Source organism: Mesorhizobium sp. M7A.F.Ca.CA.001.08.2.1, from assembly GCF_003998455.1.
Lineage (GTDB): Bacteria > Pseudomonadota > Alphaproteobacteria > Rhizobiales > Rhizobiaceae > Mesorhizobium > Mesorhizobium ciceri.
Map to the genome: position 1 here is coordinate 1 of NZ_RZPW01000390.1, position 5,768 is coordinate 5,768.

Consider the following 5,768-nt stretch of genomic DNA (forward strand, 5'->3'; position numbering starts at 1 on the left):
AAGGCAAGGCGCCATAGGCGGCCACCGTGGCCGCGTCGTTCCACTCGCGAAACTGTCGCGATGGTCGCGCCTCGAGCGTCAAGGCAACTCGCGCGCCGTCGAGCGTCACCTTGCCGCGAAAATGCAGCACGCGTTCCCTGCCGGATCGGCTGATAGCCACGGCACGCAGGCGAGCGATATGCTCGCCACCGTCATTGATCTCCATTTCGATGCGGCGCCGGACCGGCGGAACGCCGATCCTGACGGTGATGTCGAGCATCATGTCGCCGGTCGTTTGCGGACAGGCGATGGCCTGCGAAAACACCAGAGGCGCCGATGCGGCTTGCGGCTTGCCCGCGGCCGGTCTCCCGCGCCAGGGTTTGGCGGGCGGCTCCTGCTGCAACCGGCCCTTCTTCCGCTTCAGGCGCAACTGCTTGGCAAGGCCGCGCGACAGCCAGACCAGGCCGCCGAAATCCGTGCGCGGCTTGGCTTGCAGAACCGACGACCAACGCGACAGGCCAGCCCGGTCGGCCATCTCGAAGATTCTGGCCATTGTCCGTTCCGGCACCGGAATGCCGATCTCGAACGCCAGATAGGATAACGCCACCGCCGCTGGAACCGCCAGGCCGCGTCTTCCGATGATGTCGAGGAACATCCCCCAATCGACGTCTTCGGCATGGATGGCGACCGCGCAGTCGACAAGCCAGTCGCTGTGGGTGTGGGCGTCGAGGCCGCCATGAGCGATGGCCAGTGCCATGCGATCGGCCGGCGACGGCACGAAGACCGCGACGCCGCTGAATTGTGCCGGGACCGCCCGTTGCCAGATCGCCAGGTCGTCTTCCGCGCTCGTCTGCGACCCATCATAGCCGAGCTGGTGCAGGTCGATGTCGCCGAAACGGCCCTTGAAGAAGTTCATCGACCGCAGCGACGCCAACCGGGTTCGCAGATATTGCGCGCTGACGCCCGAGGCGATCTGCCAGTCGCGGTCGCGCAAGATGTCGAAGACGGCAGCCATGTCGCGCGGGCGCACCAGTATGTCGATGTCATGCGCCACCCGACCACGCTGCGCCGACGCGTTCAAGGCAATGCGGCTGGCGCCCTTGATCAGCATGATGTCGGCGCCGCCGTCGGCCATCGCCTTCAGCGCCGGCTCGGCCTCGCGCATCGCCATGCGCGACTTCGTCCACAGCATCTTCTGCAGGCCGACGAGGCGCGGGTGCGCGGTATGCCCGGCCAGTTTTCTGCCGAACCTGTCGGAGATGGCGGCGAGCAGACGATGTTCTCGAAACGAGACGAGGTCGATGTCGTTCTCGTCGAGCCAGCGCGCGGCACAGGCAGCGGCTGCGTCCTCATCGGAGAGCAGCGCCGCCTTCAGCAACAGGTCCAACTGGCCGGTGGGCCACGACCAGCCATAGTCCGGGAAGCGGCGGCTGATGCGGCGAACAGGCCTGGCGTTCAACTGGAGCCCGCCTTGTTCTGGGCCCGCCGCTGCATGGCGAGCCTTGCGACCTGGATATAGCCCCGGTCGCGTGCCGGATCGCGGCCGTAGGAAAGGCTGCCCGGACGGATGCGGCGCAATGCAAGCACGTCGTCGAGCATGGCAAGTAAAAAGCCTGCCTCACGAACCCGGGCGATCCAGTCGATCATCTCGCCGCGACCGCCTGGTGGGTCGATGATGGGACCGACGCTCTGCACCACCTCCTGGCGGATCATCATCGTCGTGCGCGACCAGCCGGCTCCACTGGCCGCATCGGGCAAATCGGGGCTGTCGCCGCGAAACGTCCGCCAGTGCGTAAAGACGCCCGCTGTCCCGGGATGACGGCCGAGATAGGCCAGTTGCTGTTCGATCTTGTCCGGCAGCCACAAATCGTCGGCATCGAGCGTCGCGATGAGCGGCGTCGAGAGTACCGCAATGCCACGGGTCGTTGCGCTGCCGGGTCCGGCATTGTCTTGTCGCAGCACCGTCACCGGCAGGTTCATCGCATCGATCACCGCGGCCGTATCGTCGGTCGAACCGTCATCGACCACGACGATGGCCTCCGCTTTTGCCGCCTGGGCCAGAACGGAGTTCAGGGCAGCGCCTATGGTGGCGGCCGCGTTGAAAGCCGGAATGACGACGCCGTAGCCTGCCATCAAAGGAACCGCCACTGCGCGAGATCCTTGAAGTCGAAAATCCCCTCCACCCGGCGCAAGCTGGGGTCGGCCCGGCGACGCTTCATCGACTTGTGAATGGCGCGCATGAACTCGCGAAAGGGCACATCGGCTTCCTTGGTCATGTTGCCGGGATGACGCCTGTAATAGAGAGCCACCGTATCGGGCATAACGTATTTTGCCTGGCTCTCAAAGATACGCAACAGATAGTCGGTGTCCTCGGCCTGTTTGAAATCTTCGTCGAAACCACCGGTGCGCTCGATGAGGTCTCGCGCGAAGATCCCGGCGGACAGGTGGATCCCTCGCACGGTGATGGAGTGGCTGTCGGCGGCCGGTTCCAGTGTCTCGCCATCTATCTTGTCTATCAGCGTCATGCGCGAATAGGTTAGGTCGAGGCCAGGATCCTCTTCGAAGCAGGCGAGATCCGCCTTGAAGCGGCCTATCGGGGAGATGTCGTCCGAATCGAGAAACGACACCAGACGCGTCTGCGGCAGCAGCTGCTTCAGCCCGGCATTGCGCGCCTTGGTGACCCCGCCATTGATCTGCTGGAAAAGACGAATGCACGGGGCCTCGTCGATCAACGACCGTATGACGGCTGCCGAGCCATCGGTCGACCCGTCGTCGATGACGATGATGTCGAGATCGATGTCTTCGCGCTGCCTGAGCAACGAGCGCAGCGCCAGGCCAACGAATTGTTCGCGATTGTAGACCGGCATGATGACGCTCAGCCTCATCGGCGTCTCCAGCAGCGTTGCGGGCTTGGCTGATCCGAGCCGATTGTGTCGAGCATCATGGCATCCGCCAATCGGCGGGACTCTTCAATTCGAAGATACCCTGGACCTCTCGCCGTGACGGATCGGCCTTGCGCCGCCGCATCGACTTGTGGATTGCACGCAAGTGGTTGCGGACCCTGCCGCTATGTTCCTTGGTGACATTTCCGGCGTGGCGTCGGTAGTAGATCGCGACGGTGTTCGGCAATTCGTAGCGCGGACCGGTTTCGAAGACTCGCAACAGATAATCCGTGTCCTCGGACTGCTCAAAGTCCTCGTCGAAATGGCCGATGCGATCGACAAGCGTTCGACTGAAGAGAGCGGTGCTCAGCGAAATTCCGCGAAGCGTCATGGTACAGCAGTCCGCCTCCGGCTCGAGCTTCTCGTCGTCGATCCGGTCGACCAGCGTCATCAGCGAATAGGTTAGCTCAAGCCCGGAGGTAGCCTCGAAGCGGGCGAGATCGGCCTTGAACCGTCCGGCCAGCGAGATGTCGTCAGAATCCAGGAATGACACGAACTCCGCATCCGGCGGCAGTTGCCGCAGCCCGGCGTTGCGCGCCCTGGCCACGCCCATGTTCGATTGCTGGAAGAGTCGGATGCAGGGGTTTTCGCGCATCATCGAGCGTACGGCCTCAGCAGAGCCGTCGGTCGAACCGTCGTCGATGATGATGATGTCGAGATCGGCGGCGTCCCGCTGCCGCACCAGCGAGCGCAATGCCGAAACGACATAGCGCTCACGGTTGTAGACGGGCATTATCACGCTCAGTTTCACGAAGCGCCCCGCACAAGAAAGTCCGCAATCGTGCCGGCTATCTCCTGTGGCTGCGTCCCCAGCGACAGACGATAGCACGGCAGCAGGCGGGTCAGGTCGCTGAAGAAGCGAAAGCCGCTCTCCCGCTCGCCTGGCATCTGCGCTATGCCGGACGGCGCCAAGGCAATCATGGCATCCCTGCGCGACACCGGCACGATCGAACTTGCCCCGCCTCCGCCGATATGTGGCACCACCAGCGCAACGATGTCCAGAGTTTCGGGCACCGGCCGAGGCGCGATGTCGTCAATGTGAAAAGCATGCTTGCCTTGCCAGTTGAGCGGACCGTGCGCCTTCAGCCGGTGCTTCAGCCCAAGTCGCGCGAATCCCTGGGGATCCTGCTTGAGTGTTGAAAACAACGGGCGGGCAGTCACGCCGTTGGAGAGGTCGACCAGCACATAATCGTCGCCGACGCTGTCCAGCCCGTGGAGGAGGCCGGCGGCGACGGTCCCGGATTTCCCGGCGCCGCCCGCGCCGGCCAGCAGTACGCCCCTGCCCTTGGTGCCGAGCGTCCCTGCATGGGCCAGCCGCATGCCACGTGCCGCATATTCCCAATGGAGGAAGGGGCGCAGCGGCGCTCCCGGCTCCCAGGGTGGAAAGGCATCGGCCGAGGCCATCAATTGCACGCCAACGCGACGTTGCGGATCATAGAACTGCCAGAAATCCAGGTCGTGGAAATGGTTGCCGCGCAATCCGGCTTCCGCCAGCCTGGTGGCGAAGCCATGCTGCGTGAAGGGTCCTTGGCCCCATCTGGCCGGTGCCGCGATGCCGTCAATGCCGGGATGTGCGACGAAGATGCGGCAGATGTCGGCAGGCGCTCGGTTGTCCGGAGCCGTGACAAAGCCATGAGCGAAGGCATCGGCCAACGCGCCGGCACTCACATGAGCGGTCAACTCCAGATGCGGCAGGCCCACCTTGCAGGTCAGTGGATAATGCGCGGCGCTGCTCTGCGCTTGCGCCAGGACATGACGTGCGTAGTCAGTCAGGTTTTCGAGAGTGACGTTCGGCATGGTCTGCCTGTTCCGGAGCCGTCCGGCAACGAGAGCCTGGCGCGCCTCAGTTGGCCTGCTTCACCGCGGGCCAGCCGAGGGGCTCCTCGACCTCGTGGATGGGATCGACGACAATGAGGTCGGCAAGGTCGTCATGGATGTCGACCTTGAGGGGCTCGCCGGCAGCGGCGAGCTGAGCCAGCAATTCACTGGGAACCGGTCTTGCCACGCCATCGGTTACGGCCGCCAGCAAACCGAATTCGAGCAATTGTGAAACAAAGCCGTCAATCGCGGCGGCATCGAGGGCGCCAATTCCGGTCGCGGCGCCGACCAGTTCGGAGGCAGGCACGCCGGACGACAGTGCATCCCAAAGCCTGCTGCCTGAATCAGAGAAGCCGAAATATTTACCGGTGGTCAGGTCGAGAACGACGGCTTCGCCATCGAAGGATTCAAAGACGATATCCTTGCTGGCAATGGCATATACGCCGGATTGTCGCATGTTTGCTCCCCGCCGAAGCAGGCCGCGGAGATGATCTTCGGGCCCTACGGTCAACCCCACCGTTGCAGGCGTCTAACCATTTGCAGGGTTTTTGGCAAGATGGCGTAGGCCCGGGCGAGCGCAGCTGCAGGCCGCGCGGGCATGGACAGTCTCTGACCGTGCCTGCCGGTCACGCCTCGATTTCAAGCGCCGAAAGCGGCTTCGAGCAACAGGCGAGGATAAAGCCGTCCTCGATTTCGTGATCGAGGATGCCGCCATTGTGGCTCATCTCCACGTCGCCCGCGACCTTCCTCACCTTGCAGGTGCCGCACAGGCCGAACTCGCAGGCGGCGGGAATCCGCACCCCCGAGGCGCGTGCCGTCTGCAGCACGGTCTGGCCGGCGACGCATTCGGCATCGACATCGGAATGCGAGAACCGGATCGGTGTCACGGCCTCCACGGTGGCAGCGGCGCCGTCTTCCGCCGGCGGCGAGAACGGCGCCGGGATCTCCTCCACGGCAGGCGCGGCAAAGCTTTCCTGATGGTATTTCGCCATGTCGAAGCCGGCGGCGTCCAGCATGCCGCGCACGGCG

General features: G+C 64.1%; 7 protein-coding genes. All 7 read right to left on the bottom strand.

Annotation, left to right across the window (positions count from 1 at the left end):
- Window positions 1-1,438 (bottom strand): nucleotidyltransferase family protein (locus EN914_RS21555; RefSeq protein ID WP_127389245.1); only part of this gene is annotated, 1,438 nt, incomplete at its 3' end.
- Entirely contained in the window at window positions 1,435-2,112 is a 678-nt protein-coding gene (locus tag EN914_RS21560) for a glycosyltransferase family A protein (RefSeq protein WP_024501959.1), read from the bottom strand. The genes EN914_RS21560 and EN914_RS21555, both read right to left, overlap by 4 nt.
- Window positions 2,112-2,864: a glycosyltransferase family A protein gene (locus EN914_RS21565; RefSeq protein WP_024501958.1), complete on the bottom strand. Its 753-nt coding sequence runs from the start codon at window positions 2,862-2,864 to the stop codon at window positions 2,112-2,114. The genes EN914_RS21560 and EN914_RS21565 overlap by 1 nt, the downstream gene beginning before the upstream one ends.
- A gap of 55 nt (window positions 2,865-2,919) precedes the next feature.
- The gene (locus tag EN914_RS21570; protein WP_024501957.1) at window positions 2,920-3,672 is read right to left on the bottom strand and encodes a glycosyltransferase family A protein; all 753 of its coding nucleotides are present in this window, start codon (window positions 3,670-3,672) and stop codon (window positions 2,920-2,922) included.
- On the bottom strand, window positions 3,669-4,718 hold the full coding sequence (locus EN914_RS21575; RefSeq protein ID WP_024501956.1) for a hypothetical protein: 1,050 nt from the start codon (window positions 4,716-4,718) through the stop codon (window positions 3,669-3,671). Before EN914_RS21575 ends, EN914_RS21570 begins: the two co-directional genes overlap by 4 nt.
- Before the next feature lie 46 nt (window positions 4,719-4,764).
- The gene (locus EN914_RS21580) at window positions 4,765-5,196 is read right to left on the bottom strand and encodes a PqqD family protein (RefSeq protein ID WP_024501955.1); all 432 of its coding nucleotides are present in this window, start codon (window positions 5,194-5,196) and stop codon (window positions 4,765-4,767) included.
- Between the two features lie 169 nt (window positions 5,197-5,365).
- Window positions 5,366-5,768, bottom strand: a 403-nt coding sequence (locus EN914_RS21585) for a 2Fe-2S iron-sulfur cluster binding domain-containing protein (RefSeq protein WP_127389246.1), incomplete at its 5' end; no start/stop codon positions are given.